The sequence below is a fragment of the Microbulbifer zhoushanensis genome (genome assembly GCF_021729055.1).
Classification (GTDB): domain Bacteria; phylum Pseudomonadota; class Gammaproteobacteria; order Pseudomonadales; family Cellvibrionaceae; genus Microbulbifer; species Microbulbifer zhoushanensis.
The window spans coordinates 84,865-103,346 of the sequence record NZ_JAJSAO010000008.1 but is presented as its reverse complement, the minus strand read 5'-3'; the positions used below and the strand labels follow the sequence as shown (position 1 = coordinate 103,346).

At 61.3% G+C, this 18,482-nt stretch carries 9 protein-coding genes; 5 read left to right on the top strand and 4 right to left on the bottom strand.

The features are described from left to right. Window positions 1-25 precede the first annotated feature (25 nt). Window positions 26-1,294 carry an arginine deiminase gene (gene arcA / locus LVD10_RS16330; RefSeq protein WP_233005771.1) on the bottom strand — a complete coding sequence of 423 codons (1,269 nt, stop codon included), beginning with the start codon at window positions 1,292-1,294 and terminating at the stop codon, window positions 26-28. Window positions 1,295-1,310: 16 nt separating this feature from the next. Next, entirely contained in the window at window positions 1,311-2,744 is a 1,434-nt protein-coding gene (locus tag LVD10_RS16325) for a basic amino acid/polyamine antiporter (protein ID WP_237064318.1), read from the bottom strand. 232 nt (window positions 2,745-2,976) lie between these two features. Between LVD10_RS16325 and LVD10_RS16320 the strand changes: the two genes are divergently transcribed. The 5 genes from LVD10_RS16320 (at window position 2,977) to LVD10_RS16300 (ending at window position 11,970) form a co-directional block, all read left to right on the top strand. Next, entirely contained in the window at window positions 2,977-4,233 is a 1,257-nt protein-coding gene (locus LVD10_RS16320; RefSeq protein ID WP_233005769.1) for an efflux RND transporter periplasmic adaptor subunit, read from the top strand. Window positions 4,234-4,326: 93 nt separating this feature from the next. After that, a complete protein-coding gene (locus LVD10_RS16315) occupies window positions 4,327-7,488 on the top strand; it encodes an efflux RND transporter permease subunit (protein ID WP_255774780.1) in 3,162 nt (1,053 codons plus the stop codon). Window positions 7,489-7,596: 108 nt separating this feature from the next. Further along, window positions 7,597-8,208: an NUDIX hydrolase gene (locus tag LVD10_RS16310; RefSeq protein ID WP_233005767.1), complete on the top strand. Its 612-nt coding sequence runs from the start codon at window positions 7,597-7,599 to the stop codon at window positions 8,206-8,208. A gap of 146 nt (window positions 8,209-8,354) precedes the next feature. Next, complete coding sequence (locus LVD10_RS16305) at window positions 8,355-10,187, top strand: ABCB family ABC transporter ATP-binding protein/permease (protein WP_237064314.1); 1,833 nt, start codon at window positions 8,355-8,357, stop codon at window positions 10,185-10,187. Window positions 10,188-10,272: 85 nt separating this feature from the next. Next, a complete protein-coding gene (locus tag LVD10_RS16300) occupies window positions 10,273-11,970 on the top strand; it encodes a DUF8614 domain-containing protein (RefSeq protein WP_237064312.1) in 1,698 nt (565 codons plus the stop codon). A gap of 254 nt (window positions 11,971-12,224) precedes the next feature. Here the strand turns inward: LVD10_RS16300 and LVD10_RS16295 are convergent, their stop codons facing one another. Then, a complete protein-coding gene (locus LVD10_RS16295) occupies window positions 12,225-15,248 on the bottom strand; it encodes a thrombospondin type 3 repeat-containing protein (protein WP_237064310.1) in 3,024 nt (1,007 codons plus the stop codon). Between the two features lie 448 nt (window positions 15,249-15,696). Next, window positions 15,697-18,243 (bottom strand): thrombospondin type 3 repeat-containing protein, encoded by a 2,547-nt coding sequence (locus LVD10_RS16290; protein WP_237064308.1) that lies wholly within the window; start codon window positions 18,241-18,243, stop codon window positions 15,697-15,699. Window positions 18,244-18,482: the final 239 nt, after the last annotated feature.

Here is an 18,482-nt window from a genome sequence, read left to right as displayed (position 1 = left end):
CCGGCGAGAACAGGCCCGCAAGGTGTCAGAAATCCACCGGGTCACGCACGATGGGACAGGTCATACAGTGACCGCCACCGCGGCCGCGGCCCAGTTCGGCACCCACAATGGTGACCACCTCGATACCTTCCTTGCGCAGGTAAGTGTTGGTGGTGGTGTTGCGATCGTAGGCAAACACCACACCAGGCCTGGCGCAGACCAGGTTGTTGCCGCTGTCCCACTGTTGCCGCTCGGCGGCGTAGGCGTCGCCGCCCGTTTCCACCACGCGCAGTTTCTTGAAGTTGAGTGCCCGCGCCACCACTTCGGTAAAGGGCTTGTTCTCGAGGGTGACATGGAGGCTGCCCCTGGAATCCCCGGGCCGGATTACCACCGGGCGCACCTGGTCCATGATTTCCGGGTACAGCGTTACCAGATCCCGGTCGGCGAAAGTAAAGACGGTATCCAGGTGCATGGCGGAGCGCAGCCTGGGCATGGCCGCGACAATCACCTGTTGTGCTGCACCCTTTTCGAACAGTGCCGCCGCCAGCTGCGAGATCCCCTGGCGCGAGGTGCGCTCGCTCATACCGATCAGCACCACACCATTGCCCACCGGCATCACGTCGCCACCTTCCACCGTAGCCAGCCCGAAGTTGGTATCCGGATCGCCCCACCAGACTTCGAACTTTTCTTTCTTGAAGTCCGGGTGGAACTTATAAATAGCGGTGGTCAGGAAAGTCTCTTCCTTGCGCGCAGGCCAGTACAGCGGGTTCAGGGATACCCCGCCGTAGATCCAGCAGGTGGTGTCGCGGGTGTAGAGGGTATTGGGCAGTGGTGGCAGCAGGTACTCGGTGGCGCCATGGGCTTCCCGTGCCAGCTCGAAGAACTCGGACTGGCTGAACTCATCCGGCAGGTCCATTACCGACAGGCCCCCGATCAGGAATTCCGCCAGTTTGCGCGGCTCCAGGCTTTCCAGGTAGGCCCTGGTTTCGTCCATCAGGCTGAGGCCCACGTTGTTGGGGGTCACCTTGCGATCCAGCAGCCATTTTTTGGCTTCCGGTACCGCCACCGTCTCCGCCAGCAGGTTGTGCATTTCCAGCACTTCGATATCAAAATCCCGCATCTTGGTCATGAAATCGAAGTGATCCCGCTTGGCGTTCTGGACCCAGAGCACATCATCGAACAGCAGGTCGTCGCAGTTGGTGGGCGTCAGGCGCATATGGGCGAGGCTGGGGGCGCAGACCATAACCTTGCGCAACTGGCCCACTTCAGAGTGGACGCCGAGTGTGGCTTTGGATTCCGGTTTGGCTTTGGCCATGTGGCGAATCTCCGGTTTACAGCGTAATGGCGCCGGTGACCAGTGCGTAAATACCCACGATGGCCCCGAGTACTATGGCTGAGAAGAGCACCAGCTCGATTGGCGTGAACGTCCGCAGCTTGAGTTCGCGGCGGGCAAAAATAAACAGCAGGCTGCCGGGGGCCAGCAGTATGCAACCGAGCAGCACGTACACCAGGCCCCCGGCGATAATCATGAATATTGAGTAAATACAGGCAATGGCAGCGAATGCCATCTCGCGGCGGCGGAGCCGTCCCGGGTCCGATTCGTAGGTCTCCCGCGTCAGTCCCAGTTTCAGGCCATAGGCGGCCACCAGCAGGTAGGGGATCAGCGTCATGGAACTGGTCATTTCGAGGGTCAGGTCGAACGCGTACTGGGCAAAGATGGTCAGGATCAGGAAGATCTGCACCAGGATATTGGTCAGCCACAGGGCCGTCGACGGCACGCCGTTTTTGTTTTCGTGACCGAACGCTTTCGGTACCAGCTCATATCTGGACGCGGTAAACAGTGCCTCTGCACATAACAGGGTCCAGGCCAGGTAGGCACCGAGCACGGAAACGATCAGGCCGGCACTGACAAACACGGCGCCCCAGGTTCCTACCACCGCATGCAAGACGCCGGCCATGGAGGGTTGGCGCAGATCGGCGATCTCCGGACGGAGCAGGACGCCGTAGGGCAGCAGGGTTACCAGGATCATCAGGCACAGCACGCCGAGGAACCCCATCACCGTGGCCCAGCCCACGTCGGCGCGATTTCTGGCGTAGCGGGAAAACACGCTTGCCCCCTCGACACCGATAAACACGAATACGGTAACCAGCATGGTGCGTCGCACCTGCCCGATTACATCGCGGAAATTGTATTCACCACCACCCCAGAAGTTTTCCACGAACAGGTCTTTCTTGAACGCAAACGCCACGATCACAATGAACATGATGATGGGGATGATTTTGGCTACAGTCACGATCTTGTTGATAAAGGCGGCTTGCTTGACTCCCCGCAGGATCATGAAGTGGATCGACCACAGCACGATGGATGACACAAAGACTGCGGGAACGGTGTTGCCTTCACCGAAGGCCGGGATGGCGGCGCCGAGTGTGGACTTGATCAGGATAAAGTAGGTGGTGTTCCCCAGGCAGCTGCCGGCCCAGAAACCGAATGCGGCGATAAACCCCGGGTAGTTGCCGAATCCTTCCTTCGCGTAGGTAAAGATACCCGCATCCAGGTCCGGTTTTCGCACCGCCAGGAACTGGAATACGAAGGCCAGCATCAGCATGCCGGTGCCGGCAATGGTCCAGGCAATCAGTGCGCCGAAGGGGCCGGTGGCGTTCCCGAAGGTGGCTGGCAGGGAAAATATCCCCGCGCCCACCATGGAGCCCACCACCATGCCCATCATGGTGGTGCGATTCAGGTAGCGCTCTTGCTCTGAGGCCATCGGGAATACCCACCAATTGCTACAACAGCAAGTGTAGATGGTGTGGTTGCATGTCCCGCACTTGCATCAATATTCCAGCGGGAAGTAAAAATGGCGTTATCCAGTTCATCTGCGTACCCGGCCATTCCGCACCTGGGCCCTGGCGCCAAAGGCACTGCCCGGGCGGGCTGTCACAGGCAACATCTATAGTTGAAGGATGAACAAGGCCTTCGGGTATGGTGACAGTCCGGCCATGAACTCCCGCATTCAGATCCCCGGGTTGTGCCTGGGTTTGCTGGCGATCATGCTCGCTGCCTGTGGTGACCGGGGACCGGAGCAAACCGCGCCACCCCCGCCGCCGGTGGAGATACTCTCTGTGCGCGAGCAACCGGTCATTCCCCGGTTCGAGTATGTCGGCCGGGTCGAGGCCACCGATGAGCTGCAGGTAAGGCCACGGGTGGAGGGCAATATCCAGGGGCGCTACTTTGAGGAAGGCAGCCTGGTCAGGGAAGGCGAACTGCTTTACGAGATTGATCCGCAGCCGTTTGTTGCCACGCTGGAAAATCGCCGCGCCGCCGTCTCCAGGGCCCGTGCAGCGCTGGAGGTGGCCGAGCGCAACTATGGGCGCGGGCGCGAATTGGTGCCGAAGGGCTTTATCAGCAAGTCGGATTTTGACCGGTTGAAGGGGGATTTTGAGCAGGCCCAGGCCAGCCTGAAAGAGGCCAGGGCTGACGTCAGCACGGCGGAACTCAATCTTTCCTACACGCGCATTTATGCTCCCCTGACAGGTCGCATCGGGCGGTCCGCCTTTCCCGTTGGTGCTTTGGTGGGACCGCAGTCGGAGCCGCTCGCGACCATACTCAATACAGACCCGGTATTCGTCTTGTTCGAGGTGCCAGAGGATAGGGTGTTCTCGGTCCAGATTACCGCGGAGCGCCGCGCCCAGGCCGGGTTGCGGCCGGAACAGCGGGATATCCGCATCGAGCAGCCGGACGGCAGTTTTTATCCCCACCCCGGCACCATTGCTTTTGTCGACAACAAGGTCAACCCGAATACCGGCTCTGTGGCGGTCCGGGCCGAGTTCCCCAACCCGAACCAGTTGCTGATCCAGGGGCAGTTTGCCCGTGTGTCAGTCCGGGTCTATGGCGGCAGCGAACAGGTCAAGCCGCTGGTGCCGCAGTCGGCGGTGCTGGAAGACATGCAGGGGCGCTATGTATTCGTCGTGGACAGCCAGGATATTGCGCATCGCCGGTACCTGGAGCTGGGCCAGCGTGAGGGGGAACTGTGGGCTGTGGAAGAGGGCCTGAAAGCCGGCGAAACCGTGATCGTCAATGGGCTGCAGCGGGTGGTCGCGGAGCAACCGGTGGATCCCCAGTCCTCCGCCCGTAACCCCTATGCCGACTACCGTGCCGGAAGTCGCGAGGGCCCTGGGCGCGGGGCAAGTGGTGAGAAGGATAAGCGGGATGGGTCCGGCATCGGCAAAGACCTCGTGCCTACGGACAGCAAGTAGGCGGTCGCCGGCGCAGGCAGCGGCGGGATGCAGGGGCCGGGGTGCGGCCAGGCGACAGGGAGATGGAATTTTGCCGACAGGGAGTGGACTTTTTTGATCAGCGCATTTTTCATCCGGCGGACCAGGTTCGCGTTTGTGATTTCAATCCTGATCACCCTGGCGGGGCTGCTGTCCCTGCCACTGCTGCCCATTGCCCAGTTTCCCGACCTGGCCCCGCCGACCGTCACCGCCACCACCCGGTTTGACGGCGCCAGTGCTGAGGTCATGCGGGACAGCGTGGCGGTACCCCTGGAGGCGGAGGTTAACGGCGTTGAGGACATGCTGTACATGTCCTCTTCCAGCGGCAATGACGGCAGTTACCGGTTGACGGTGACCTTCGAGAGCGGCACGGACGAAGATATCGCGCAGGTCAATGTGCAGAACCGGGTGCAGCAGGCCACACCCGCGCTGCCGGAAGAGGTGCGCCGCAATGGCGTGATCGTGCGTAAGCAGTCCAATACCATGCTGCTGGTGGTCAACCTGATCTCCCCCGAGGAAAAATTCGATGAACTCTTCCTGGCCAACTATGCCCAGATATTTATCCGCGACGAGCTGGCACGGGTACCGGGGGTCAGTGACGTCAGTATTCTCGGTTCCCTGAATTATGCCATGCGCATCTGGCTGAACCCGGACCGGATGGCAGTGCTGAATATTACCGCGCAGGATGTGATCAATGCGGTACGCGCCCAGAATATGCAGGTCGCCGCCGGCCAGATCGGCTCACCGCCGATCGGCAAGGACCAGCAGTTCCAGTACAACATCCTCGCCCAGGGGCGGCTGGTGGATGTGGAGGAATTCAAGGATATCAGCCTGCGGGCCAACCCCGCCGGTGGCATGGTGCGGATGAAAGATATAGCGCGGGTGGAACTGGGGAGCGAGTTCTACAGTGCCTATGGCCGCCTGGACGGCAAGCCGGCGGCGGTGATCGCGGTCTACCAGCTGCCGGATGCCAATGCCCTTAACGTGGCCGAGGGCATCCGGGAACGCATGGCGGTGCTGAAAGAGCGTTTCCCGGAGGGACTGGAGGCGGAAATACTCTACGACACCACCGAGTTTGTCAGCGCATCGATCAGGGAAGTCGTGGAGACTCTGTTGATCGCACTGGTGCTGGTAATCCTGGTGGTATTCCTGTTTCTGCAGGATATCCGCTCCACCCTGATCCCCGCCATTGCCATCCCGGTGTCGCTGATCGGTACCTTTGCCCTGATGCTGGCATTCGGTATGACCATCAATACGGTCACCCTGTTCGCGCTGATCCTGGCCATCGGCATTGTGGTGGACGATGCCATTATCGTGGTGGAAAACACCCAGCGCCTGATGTCAGAGGGCCTGCCGCCACGGGAGGCTGCGCTCAAGTCCATGGAGGAAGTGACCGGGCCGGTAATTGCCACCACGCTGGTGCTGCTGGCTGTGTTTGTGCCGGTCATGCTGATGCCGGGCCTGACCGGGGGCATGTACCGGCAGTTCGCAGTCACCATCAGCATGGCGGTGATCATTTCCTCCCTCAATGCGCTGACGCTCAGCCCGGCTCTCTGTGCCACCCTGCTCAAGCGCAGTGAGGGCGGCGAAGTGGCCGGGATGAAGGAGACCGGGATTTTCGGTTGGTTCAACAAGACGCTGCACCGGCTGACCAGATCCTATATGGCCATGGTCGCGTTCTGGGTGGCCCGGCCATTGATGGGTGCGCTGTCAGTCGTCGGGATAGTCGCTCTCTGCTACTGGTTGTTTACTTCGGTGCCCTCGGGCTTTATACCGGACGAGGATCAGGGATTTTTCCTGGTCCACGTACAGTTGTCCGAAGGGGCCTCACTGAATCGCACTGGCCCGGTGGTCGAGCAGATCCGCGAAATCATGCGTGCCGAGCCTGAAGTGGCCCACGTGATGGCGGTGCCGGGATTCAATATCCTGGCGAACAATGTCAGTTCCAACTCTGCGTTCATGATCGGGATCCTGCGCCCGTGGGACGAGCGGCCGGAACGCTCCCAGCACCAGATGGCAGTGATGCAACGGGTGCAGCAGAACGTGGCGGCAGTTCCCGAGGCTCGGGTGATGGTGTTTCCAACACCGCCGCTGCCCGGGGTGGGCACCATCGGCGGCTTTGAATTTATCCTTACCGACCTGATGGGGCGTGATGCGTCCGAGCTGGCAGGCGTCCTCTACGATGTCCTCGGCCAGGCCAACCAGCGGCCGGAAATCGCCCAGGCGTTTACCAGTTTCCAGGCCAGCACCCCGCAACTGGAGCTTGAGGTCGACCGGGACAAGGCCCATACCCTCGGGGTGCAGCTGACAGATGTCTACAACACCCTGCAGGCGCAGCTGGGTGGCTTCTACGTCAACGACTTCAACCTGTTCGGTAAGGTTTTCCGGGTCATGTTGCAGGGTGACGAACAGTTCCGCAGCGACGAGCAGGACCTGTCGGGATTTTTCGTCCGCGCCAACAGCGGCGAGCTGGTACCGGTTACCTCCATTGTCGAGATCTCGCCCACAGTGGCCCCCCAGACCATTGACCGCTACAACCTCTATAACAGCGTCACCATCAATGGTGCCCAGGCCCCGGGCTATTCCAGCGGCGAGGCGATGCGGGCCATGGAACAGGTGGCGGAGCGCCTGCCTGCGGGTTACAGCTACGAATGGACCGGGTCCAGCCTGCAGGAAATCACCTCGGGGAATATGGCTCCCATCCTGTTTTCCCTCGCCATCGTATTCGTATACCTGTTCCTGGTGGCGCAGTACGAGAGCTGGATGATTCCGATTGCGGTGATGTTGTGCGTGCCGATCGCCATTGCGGGGGCGTTGCTGGTTAACCTGCTGGCGGGGGCGGTCAATAACCTGTATACCCAGATCGGCCTGGTATTGCTGATCGGCATGGCGGCCAAGAGTGCAATCCTGATCGTGGAGTTTGCCGCGAACGAACGCGATGCCGGTAAGTCCGTGGCCGAGGCGGCGATAAGTGCCACCCGCCTGCGGTTCCGGGCCGTGCTGATGACGGCGTTGTCGTTTGTGCTGGGAGTGATGCCGCTGCTGGTGGCCTCCGGCGCCGGGGCGGCCAGTCGCATTTCGCTGGGGCTGGCGGTTTTCGGGGGCATGACTGCAGCGGCGATTTTCGCCACATTACTGGTGCCGGTTTACTACGCGCTGGTGCAGTCCCTGCGGGAGAAAATCAAGGGCGGGCATATTCCGGCCACGCACCGGGCGGGCCCGCCAGCGGAACCCTGAATCCTGGCCGGAAAATGTGGTCTCAGGTGTTGCTTGCCGTATAGTAAGTACAGGTGAACTGCATACCGTGCCCGGGGCACGTGCTGAAGGTGAGAAGACAATATTACGATGCTGGACAAGATCGAGCGTAGATTCCGCCATTTCCGGGACAAGTTGGAGTCCCGGGTGCCCGCCGCGCCGGACCTGAGTGGTCATGCCGCGGTATTGCTGGCGCTGACCGAAGAGCCTGACCCGGAAGTCATTCTCACCCTGCGATCCGCCCACCTGTCGACGCACTCCGGTGAGGTTTCCCTGCCGGGTGGGCGCTGGGAAACCGGGGATGCATCCCTGCTGCATACGGCCCTGCGGGAAACCGAGGAGGAAATCGGCCTGCCAGCGGAAGCGGTGCGGGTGCTGGGGCCGCTGTGGCCGCGCAGCACCCGTTGGAACGTGCACGTGACGCCCTGGCTTGGGGTGGTCTCACCGGACGTGGCACTGGTACCGAACCCGGGAGAGCTGGACGCGATCTTCCGCGTGCCGCTGTCGTTTTTCCTGGAGGACCCGCGTATCCGCACGGACCAGATCACCATCGATGAGCGGGCCATCTACCTGCCGGCCTACCAGTTCCAGGAATACGAAATCTGGGGCTTTACTGCCGGCATCCTGACCGAGTTCCTGGTGAAGATCCTCGATGCCGATATTTCCCACCGCAACGATGTGCCGTTGCGGGCACTGAACTGACTTAATCCTCCCGGAGCCGCGGGAGCCCGCAGGCGGGCGAACGGTGCTTCTTGAGCCTGCCGGAACCCGGCGGGCCAGCTTCCGCGGCGGCTGCAGCCAGCGATTCCGGGCCGTATACTGTGGGCCGGTTTCTCCCGAGTTTTACTATGCCCAGACCCAAGTCCGCGGTCGCCCTGGAAGATGTGCACTGGGGCGCGCTGAAAACCCTGTTTCCCTACCTGCTGGAATTCCGCCGCGCGGTGGTGCTTGCGCTGCTGTGCCTGGTGGGCGCCAAGCTGGCGAGTGTGGGGCTGCCTTTTATCCTCAAGCATATCGTCGACGACCTGGATGCCGCCGGTGGTGCGGCTGCCGCGATCGCGTTGCCACTGGGGCTGTTGCTGGCCTACGGCGCGGTACGCTTTTCCAGTGTGCTGTTTGGCGAGCTGCGGGATACCATTTTCGGCCGGGTCACCGAGCGCGCCCAGCGGCGTATCGGGCTTGAGGTCTTCCAGCACCTGCACCGCCTCGACCTGGACTTTCACCTCAACCGCCGCACCGGGGGCCTGTCGCGGGATATCGAGCGCGGCATTTCCGGTATCGGTTTCCTGATGCGCTTCATGGTCTTCAACATTGTCCCGACCCTGCTGGAAATCGGCATGGTGGCAGTGCTGTTGTGGTGGAATTACAGCGGCGTGTTTGCGCTGCTGGTACTGGGTGCGGTGGTGGTTTACATCGGGTTCTCGGTAGTGGCCACTGAATGGCGGACGCGTTTTGTGCGTGAGCTGAATGAGGCTGAATCCCGCAGCAGCAGCCGTTCCGTGGACAGCCTGCTGAACTATGAGACGGTGAAGTATTTCGGCAATGAGCAGTACGAGGCTGGCCACTACGACGTGGAACTGGCCCAGTGGGAGCAGGCGCGGCGCAAGAACCGGCTGTCCCTTTTCGGGCTCAACGCCGGCCAGGCAGTGATTATCGCCACCGCGATGACCGCAGCGATGGTGCTGGCCGCTGCGCGGGTCACCCAGGGGCAAATGACCATTGGCGACTTTGTGCTGATCAATGCCTTTATGATGCAGATTTTTATCCCGCTCAACTTCCTCGGCTTTGTCTACCGGGAAATGAAGGGCTCCCTGGCCAATATCGAGAAAATGTTCTCGTTGCTGGAGGTGGCGCCAGGGGTGAAGGATATGCCCGGGGCAGGCGAACTGCAGGTAACGGAGGGCCAGGTGGAATTTGAGGCTGTCCGGTTTGGCTACCGCCCGGACCGGGAAATCCTCAAGGGAATCACTTTTACCGTGAAGCCAGGCCAGAAAGTTGCCATTGTCGGTGCCAGCGGCGCCGGCAAGTCGACCCTGTTCAAGTTACTGTTCCGTTTCTACGATGCCTCTGCCGGGCGGATCCTGGTCGACGGGCAGGACATTCGTACCGTCAGTCAGGCTTCCCTGCGTCGCGCCATCGGCGTGGTGCCGCAGGATACCGTGCTCTTCAACCAGTCACTGCTGGAGAATGTCCGCTACGGCCGTGTCGATGCCAGCGATGAGGAAGTGCTCGAAGCCATCCGGCACGCCCAGCTCTACGGTTTCATCAGCCAGTTGCCGGAGGGCGCCAACACCCTGGTGGGGGAGCGGGGGCTGAAACTCTCCGGTGGCGAACGCCAGCGGGTGGCGATTGCCCGGGCCCTGCTCAAACACCCACCAATCATGGTCTTCGACGAAGCCACCTCCTCCCTGGACAGCCGCTCAGAGCGAGGCATCCTGGAGGCACTGCGGCAGGTGGCCCGGGAACAGACCACCCTGGTGATTGCCCATCGCCTGTCCACAGTGGTGGATGCGGACGTGGTCCTGGTCCTGGACGAGGGGCGTATCGTGGAGCAAGGCAGCCACGAGCAGCTGCTGCGACAGGCGGGTCACTATGCTGCCCTCTGGCGTATGCAACAGGAGCAGGGCGAGGAAGGTGCTGTGGTTGATCAGGAATTGAACAGTGTGTCCCGGGACCACTGAACCCTGCGGCCACATTCTTGATAATTGGGCCGCACCGCTCTAATGTTGCGAGCCGTTGCAAAGATAACGATAGGCAGAGGCCCATATGAAGACTGCAAAATTTGCCACCGCGCTACTGGCGCTGGCTGTCATGAGCGCCTGCTCCCCCCGCGGGGAGCAGACCGAGGTAATCGAGGAGACCGGTACCGCGGTCGAACAGACCCAGGCGGAGCCCTCCGAGCAGGAAGCTGCCGAAGCCAATGGCCGCTTTGATATCTATGTTCCGGTTGAGCTGAACGCGGACCTGTCCGACCTCTCGGACGACCAGCGGCAGATGATCGGCCTGCTGATCGATGCCAGCCAGATCATGGATCGTCTCTTCTGGCTGCAGTCATTTGGTCCCGCAGAAGAGTTGCTACCGGGCATCGAGGACAGCGCCAAGCGCGAGTTTGCACGGATCAACTACGGTCCCTGGGACCGGCTCAACAACAACGAGCCATTCATCGATGGCTACGGCCCCAAGCCGCCCGGTGCCGAGTTCTATCCGGAAGACATGACCAAGAAGGAGTTCGAGCAGTGGCAGCAGCCGGGTAAGGATGGCCTCTACTCCCTGGTACGCCGCGACCAGGATGGCAACCTGAAGCTGGTGCCTTACAGCGAGGCCTACAAGAGTGACCTGGAGAAGGCTGCGGAAATCCTGCGCCAGGCGTCCGAGCTGGCCGAGGACGAGCAGTTTGCCAATTACCTGAGCATGCGCGCCGACGCGCTGCTGTCTGACGATTTCCGTCCCAGCGATATGGCCTGGATGGACATGAAGGACAATGAAATCGACGTGGTGATCGGCCCGATCGAGAACTACGAGGACCAGTTGTTCGCCTACCGCACCGCGTACGAGTCCTACGTCCTGCTGAAGGACATGGAGTGGAGTGAGAAGCTGGCCAAGTTCGCCGCCTTCCTGCCCGAGTTGCAAAAGGGCCTGCCGGTGGATGACAAGTACAAGTCCGAGGTGCCGGGCACCGATTCCGACCTGAACGCCTACGATGTAGTCTTTTACGCCGGCCACAGCAATGCGGGTTCCAAGACCATCGCCATCAACCTGCCCAATGATGAAGAGGTCCAGCTGGCCAAGGGCACCCGCCGCCTGCAGTTGAAAAACGCCATGCGCGCCAAGTTCGACAAGATCCTGGTACCCATCAGTGAAGTACTGATCGCCGAGGACCAGCGCCAGCACATCACTTTCCCGGCTTTCTTCTCCAATACCATGTTCCACGAGGTGGCACATGGACTGGGGATCAAGAAAACCGTGACCGATGGTAGCAATGTGCGCCAGGCGCTGAAGGAAACCTCGTCGGCGCTGGAAGAGGGCAAGGCGGATATCCTTGGCCTCTACATGGTGACGCGCCTGCACGAGAAGGGCGAGATCGAGGAAGGGGAACTGATGGACAATTACGTCACCTTCCTGGCCAGTATCTTCCGCAGCGTGCGCTTCGGTGCCGCCAGTGCCCACGGCAAGGCCAACATGATGCGTTTCAATTACTTCAAGGAGCAGGGCGCATTTACCCGCGATCCGGAAACCGGGCAGTACAGTGTGGACTTCGACAAGATGCAGGAAGCCATGACCAGCCTGTCCAACCTGATCCTGACCATCCAGGGTGACGGTGACTACGAGAAATCGAAGGAGCTGCTGGACAGCAAGGGCGTCGTTGGCGCCGAGCTGCAGGCCGACCTGGATCGCCTGTCTGATGCGGATATCCCGGTGGACGTCACCTTTATCCAGGGTAAGGAAGTGCTGGAACTGAAGTAAGGTCCCATAAACCCCTCCCACAAAAAACCCGGCATCACTGCCGGGTTTTTTGTTTGTAATCGCCTGCTGTAGGAGCGGCCCATGGCCGCGACCAGCGGTCGGACAACCCCGGGGCTGCAGCTGCCTTGATGGAAGCTCCGAAGTATTTCGCTGCGCCCGATGTACCCCGGTAAGGCCACCGCAGCGGGAACTGGCGGCGCTACGTGAGCGAAACAAAACCGGCCCCCGGCTGCTGCCCGGGAGCCGGTTGCCGATCAGCGGTTGATCGGGGCCAGGCAAGCCATGTACACATCCAGCTGGTTCACTTCGGTGGGCAGGCTGCCAAGGCTCAGCCGTACCCGGTCGAAAGGCTGTACCGAGTTGATAGTGATCACGCGCTGGTTCACGGCACCGTCCACATCGAAGACCACCAGAGAGCTGCCTGTGCCGCTGTCACCGGTGGGCTGGCCGCCAAGCATGGTGCTGATGCGTACGGTTTCCAGCAGCACCAGGTCCAGGAGAGAGGCAGGCTTCTCCACCAGGAAGCCTATGCGATGCCTGCCGGACAGCACCGTGGTCTTGGTCACATCGATATAGGCACCGCCACCGGCCCCAGCCGATACCTCGATCCGCGCGGCATCGGTGATCACATCGTTGGTGACCCGGCCAGGGCTGGTAACCGAGCATTCCAGGCAGGGAGTGACAATGCCGTGGGCCAGCTTGGAATCACTGGTGGTAATCGGCTGGAAGTCGCCGACTGACTCACAGGTGGCCGCAAGGCCGTTGTCGCAGGCATCGCCGATACCATCATTGTCGAAATCGTCCTGCTCTGGGTTGGCAGTCTGCGGGCAATTGTCCTCCTCGTTGGCCACCCCGTCGTTGTCCACATCGGGGTCACAGGCATCCCCGATACCATCGCCATCCGCGTCGAGCTGGTTCGGGTTGGACACTGCCGGGCAATTGTCGTCCCCGTTGTCCACGCCGTCGCCGTCGCGGTCCAGGTCGCAGGCATCGCCCGGGCCGTCACCGTCCTGGTCCGACTGGTCCGGGTTGTAGTCGACCGGGCAATTGTCTTCACTGTCGTTGACGGAATCGCCATCCAGGTCTTCGTCACAGACGTCACCGAGGCCGTCCCCATCGGCATCCGCCTGGTCATTGGCGGTCATGGGGCAGTTGTCCTCATCGTTAGGGAAGCCGTCGCCATCGACATCGGCGTCGCAGGCATCGCCGACACCGTCGCCATCGAGGTCGTCCTGGCCGGCATTGGGCTCCGCCGGGCAGTTGTCCTCGCCGTCATCCAGGCCGTCATTATCGGTATCACTGTCCGCATCGCATGCGTCGCCGATGCCGTCGCCGTCCTGGTCAGCCTGGTCGAGGTTTGCCTCACCGGGGCAGTTATCGCGGTCGTCGGGGAGGCCATCGCCATCGCGATCATCGTCGCAGGCATCGCCGGTGCCATCGCCGTCCAGGTCCGACTGCTCTGTATTGGCAACCAGCGGACAGTTGTCGGTGTCATCCTCGATACCGTCATTGTCATCGTCGCTGTCACAGGCATCGCCCTGCGCGTCGCCGTCGGTGTTCAACTGCTCTTCGTTGGCGAGTGCGGGACAGTTATCCACGTCATCACCGACCCCATCACCGTCCTCATCGCTGTCACAGGCATCGCCGTACTGGTCGCCGTCGCGATTGGCCTGGTCGGAATTGGGAATATAAGGGCAATTGTCGTCCTCATCGGCGATCGAGTCGTTGTCGTCGTCACTGTCACAGGCATCGCCGATACCATCATTGTCGGTGTCGGCCTGTGAGGGATTGGCAACCGCCGGGCAGTTATCGCCGGTATTTTCATCGCCGTCGCCATCGCGGTCGGTATCACAGGCATCACCGATACCATCGTCGTCCTGGTCCTGCTGGTCGGCATTGGCATCCTCGGGACAGTTATCGGCTTCGTCAGGTACGCCATCTGAATCGCTGTCGGTATTGTCGTCGCAGGCATCACCGAACCCGTCTCCATCGGTGTCCTGTTGGTCCTCGTTGGCAACAGAGGGGCAATTATCAGCGTCATTGTCGACATTGTCCCCGTCGACATCATCATCACAGCTGTCGCCGATTCCGTCGCCGTCCGCATCGGTCTGCTCGGCATTGGCATTGAGCGGACAGTTATCGTTCACATCATCGACACCGTCGTTGTCACTGTCTTCGTCACAGGCATCTCCGTTGCCGTCACCATCTGTGTCCTGCTGGTCTGCATTGGTAATCAGGGGGCAGTTATCGCTGCTGTTCTCGGTGCCGTCGCCATCGGTATCGCTGTCGCAGGCATCACCGGTGCCGTCGCCGTCAGCATCGGCCTGATCGCGATTGGCGGTGGCGGGGCAGTTGTCGCTGTCCTCGGCGATGCCATCACCATCGCTGTCGGTGAAGTCATCACAGGCATCACCAATGGAGTCATTATCCGTGTCCTCCTGCCCGGGATTGGGTGTATCAGGGCAGTTGTCCTGCGCGGTGGGGGTATTGTCGCCATCGTGGTCGTTGTCGCAGGCGTCGCCAATGCCGTCCCCGTCCAGGTCTGCCTGGTCCTCGTTGGCCGTGGCCGGGCAGTTGTCTGATCCATCGTCGACGCTGTCGCCATCATCATCTTCGTCACAGGCATCACCAGTACCGTCGCCATCGGTGTCGTCCTGCTCCGGGTTGGCCACGGCCGGGCAGTTATCCGCGCCGTCGTCGAGGCCGTCATCATCAGAATCACTGTCGGCATCACAGGCATCGCCAATGCCGTCGTTGTCCTGGTCCTCCTGGCCCGGATTTGCTGCCATGGGGCAGTTATCCAGGCTGTCGGTGACCTCATCACCATCGGTGTCATTGTCACAGCTGTCGCCGGTACCATCGCCATCGAGGTCATCCTGATCACTGTTCGCGACCAGCGGGCAGTTGTCGGCACTGTTCCCGACGGTATCGCCGTCGATATCGTTGTCGCAGGCATCACCGGTACCGTCGCTGTCACCATCGGCCTGGTCTGGATTGGCGGTCGAAGGGCAGTTATCGGCACTGTTGTCTATACCATCTCCATCCCGATCGCTGTCACAGGCGTCGCCGCTGCCATCGCCGTCGGCATCGCCCTGGCCGGGATTAGCCATGTCCGGACAATTGTCATCCTGGTCCGTGATGCCGTCGCCATCGGTGTCCAGCGGGGCCGCGGAGGCGCTGTTGAAGGTGGTTGTCTCCCTGCGACCGCTCTCATCCGCTGTGCAGGCGTAGAGAAGGGTGAGCGATGCAAAGAGAAGAAAGATCGGGAAGCGCATCATGCGGGTTTCTCCGGAGCAGGTTTTTGTTGTCTGCCCGGGGCGGGAATCTGGCGTAGATGCAATGGTCGGGACCACACAAACCGGCGTCCCTGCACGGTTGGTGACTTCAGCCTGAACAGCAACTTCCCTGTCGCCCCTGGCACGCCGCCGGGTGGATCTGGATCCCGGCGGCTTTCCTTTGCCTATAGAAAATTTTCTTTATTGCGTGATGGCTTTCTAATCTAAAGTGTGATTTGTGTCTATATGTTGGCGTCAAAGCTAACGAGTGTTGAACCTGGCGATATGACTATTTGTTGTTAACTGCCTTTCAGGTTGGCCCCCTCGTTTGGCCGCCTGACTTCTCTGCCGGTTCGGTTGCCGGGGCGGCGTTCAGTGCTGTGCCGGTTTCGCGACAGGTCAGTGTTCGATCCTGTGGCCAGGCGGGCATAGCACAGCAATCCGCCTGCGGTCATGGAGGTGGGACTGGGGCCAGGCACGGCAGGTAAATGTCTAATTGGTTTACAGAATATGGCAGGCCGTCGAGTCGAACCTCGACAGCATCGAAATCCGCGTCGGTTTTGAATGTTACCAGGCGGCGAAAACCGGACTCACCCTGTAGCCTGAACACCAGCAGCTCCCGGCCGTGAGCACGCTCGCCGGTGTCCACCCCGTCGAGTAATGTCCGCAGGGTGAGGCCTTCGAGGATTATGCGATCAAGGTGCAGGGTGGCGGACTCGAGGATAAAGCCGGCCCTGAAAGGTCCCGTATACGCCTCATTGGTATCCACTATCCGGATAAAAGCGCTGCCCGCCGAGTCTATGGGTACCGCCAGGCGCCCGGCATTGGCAAAGAAATCATCGGGAACGTTTTCCGGGGTGAATACCGGGCACAGGGGGCAGTCGGGACCTGAGCCCACGGTGAAATCAATATCGAACCCGGAGAGCGCCCTGAACCCACCCCGGTCGCCACAGGAGACCGGTTCATTGGTGTCGCATACGTCCCCCAGGCCATCATCATCAATATCCTCCTGCCCGGTATTGGCCTGGAGCGGGCAGTTATCGGAGGTATTCCCCACGCCATCGCCGTCGAGGTCGGCATCGCATAGGTCACCGATGCCGTCATTGTCGCGGTCGGCGCCGTCGGCATTGGGAATGTCCGGGCAATTGTCCGCCGAATCCGGAATGCCGTCCCCGTCCCGGTCGGTTTCGCAGAGGTTGCCGTCGCCGTCGTCGTCATCGTCGAGCTGGTCCGCGTTGGCGGTAAACGGGCAGTTGTCGGTGCCGTTGGCAACCCCATCGCTATCAAGGTCGTTGTCGCAGGCATCCCCACGGCCGTCCAGGTCGATATCGGACTGCGCTCCATTGGCGATGTCCGGGCAGTTGTCGCGGTCGTCGCGGATACCGTCGCGGTCCGCATCCGGCCGGACTTCCTCGCAGGCATCCCCGATCCCGTCGTTGTCGTCATCTTCCTGTTGCGGGTTCGGGATATCGGGGCAGTTGTCCTCTGAATCCAGCACCGTGTCATCATCGCGGTCCGGGGTCGGTGCTGCACAGGCATTGCCAATGCCGTCCCGGTCGCTGTCTTCCTGGCCGGGATTGGTTGTGTCGGGGCAGTTGTCCTCACTGTCTGCGATGCCATCCTCATCCCGGTCCAGGCCCTGCGGCGTGGGGTCGCAGGGATTGCCGCGACCATCGCCGTCATCGTCTGCCTGGCTGTTATTGGCAAGAAGGGGGCAGTTGTCGTTGCCGTCCTCCCGGCCATCGCTGTCGTCATCCCTGTCGCAGGCGTCGCCAAGGCCATCAGCGTCCGTGTCGCGCTGGTCGGGGTTGATCACCAGCGGACAGTTGTCATCGCTGTCGGGAAAGGTGTCATTGTCGTCATCCGGGTCGCAGCTGTTGCCGAAACCGTCCCTGTCCGGGTCCGGCGGATTGGCGAGGTCGCTACCGGGGCAGAGATCGGGACCGTCGCCGGGAGGAGAAGCGCCACAGAGGTCACCAACGCCGTCTGCATTACTGTCGGCCTGGTCGGGGTTGGCAAGGCCCGGGCAGTTGTCATTGTCGTTGGCCACACTGTCGCCATCCCGGTCGCGGTCGCAGGTGTCGCCCACCAGGTCATTGTCGAGGTCGGCCTGGTCGGCGTTTGCCTGAACCGGGCAGTTATCGTCGATATCATCGATGCTGTCGCCGTCATCATCCAGATCACAGCGATCTCCCAGGCCGTCACCATCGCGGTCGGACTGGTCTGTATTGGCGCGCAGGGGACAATGGTCGCTGCTGTCGCGGATCCCATCGCCGTCGTCATCGTTGTCACAGGGATTGCCGAAGCCGTCACCATCCAGGTCGGCCTGGAATTCGTTGGGACGATCGGGGCAGTTATCCAGCGGGTCCGGGACCCCGTCCAGGTCCGAGTCGACTTCCTCATCACAGGGGTCGCCGATGCCGTCGCCATCGCTGTCTCCCTGTAGGTCGTTGGTGTTGTCAGGGCAGTTGTCGAGGGCGTTGGTAAAACCGTCGCCGTCGCGATCGTTGTCGCACACATCGCCGATACCATCCTCGTCCAGGTCCAGCTGCACAATATCGGGAATACTGGCGGGCTCGCGGTTGGGGTTCAGTGGGCAATTGTCGACGTCGTTATTGACCCCGTCGCCATCGAGGTCACGATCGCAGGAGTCGCCGATGCCGTCTCGATCCTGGTCGGCCTGGCTGGGGTTGTGGGTATCCGGGCAGTTATCGGCATCGTCCTGAACCGAGTCGTTGTCGGTGTCCTGTGGCGGTGCGGGTTCCGGTGTTGTCGGTGGACTGGCTGATGGCGGGGGATCACAGGCGTCGCCGTCACCATCGCCATTGAAGTCGGCCTGGTCGGGGTTGGGGGTTGCGGGGCAGTTGTCCTGCAGGTCGATGATGCCATCGCCATCGGCATCATTATTGCGCGGGCGGCCGTTGTCGTCGTCCGAATCGAATATGCAGCCGGACAGGACGAGCGCAACCAGGACAACCAAAGCCCGTAAACGGAACATCTAAACAACTCCGGGCACATTATCCCTTGTGCCATCACTTCCCTGTGCTCCGGCGACAGCAGCCGGGGCGAATCTCCCGGACCCCTCTTCAGGTTTAGGAGATATCTGCCGATGTGTCGAAAAGGAGGTGGGAGCGACATAGGGGGCGGGCAGCCAACCGGGCATCGTATCCATCATTAAAGCGTTATCCCGGTACTGGATAACTCACCCTGGCTTTGCACCCCCCTGCCGCCATCACC

Excerpts from the sequence above, each read along its gene's own strand:
- LVD10_RS16290 (WP_237064308.1), bottom strand. The coding sequence starts at position 18,243 with ATGTTCCGTTTACGGGCTTTGGTTGTCCTGGTTGCGCTCGTCCTGTCC.
- LVD10_RS16325 (WP_237064318.1), bottom strand. The coding sequence starts at position 2,744 with ATGGCCTCAGAGCAAGAGCGCTACCTGAATCGCACCACCATGATGGGC.
- LVD10_RS16295 (WP_237064310.1), bottom strand. The coding sequence starts at position 15,248 with ATGATGCGCTTCCCGATCTTTCTTCTCTTTGCATCGCTCACCCTTCTC.
- LVD10_RS16320 (WP_233005769.1), top strand. The coding sequence starts at position 2,977 with ATGAACTCCCGCATTCAGATCCCCGGGTTGTGCCTGGGTTTGCTGGCG.
- LVD10_RS16305 (WP_237064314.1), top strand. The coding sequence starts at position 8,355 with ATGCCCAGACCCAAGTCCGCGGTCGCCCTGGAAGATGTGCACTGGGGC.
- LVD10_RS16310 (WP_233005767.1), top strand. The coding sequence starts at position 7,597 with ATGCTGGACAAGATCGAGCGTAGATTCCGCCATTTCCGGGACAAGTTG.
- arcA (WP_233005771.1), bottom strand. The coding sequence starts at position 1,294 with ATGGCCAAAGCCAAACCGGAATCCAAAGCCACACTCGGCGTCCACTCT.
- LVD10_RS16300 (WP_237064312.1), top strand. The coding sequence starts at position 10,273 with ATGAAGACTGCAAAATTTGCCACCGCGCTACTGGCGCTGGCTGTCATG.